Source organism: Pseudomonas sp. AC083 (assembly GCF_979253165.1).
This window is the reverse complement of record NZ_CEEDDH010000120.1, coordinates 1-276: the sequence shown is the minus strand read 5'-3', so window position 1 is coordinate 276 and position 276 is coordinate 1. Positions and strand designations below refer to the sequence as shown.

Annotated in this window: 1 protein-coding gene; it reads left to right on the top strand. The window is 52.5% G+C overall.

Annotated features, from left to right (window positions below; genetic code table 11):
• Positions 1-276: hypothetical protein (locus AC0IXA_RS27430; protein ID WP_471814900.1), on the top strand; the 276-nt coding region annotated here is incomplete at both ends.

The following is a 276-nucleotide window of genomic DNA, read 5'->3' as shown; positions in this document are numbered from 1 at the left end:
GCAATATTTTAAGCGTCAAAGATTTGAAAAACATGCGAATTCCAGTCACACCAAGTGCAGGCGGCGGTGCGGGAAGCGCTGGAGCTGGAGCACCATCTAGCAGCGCAGGTGCGCAAGGTGCCGAGCAGCAGGCGGGAAGTGCAAGTCAGCAGCAAGCAGCAGCACAGCAGCAAACAGGTGCAGCAAGCAGTCAATCTGTAGAGCTGCCAACGATCAAGCTGTCTGAGATTGCAGATATTAAAGTCGTCAAAGAGGCAGAATCGATCTCTAGAACGA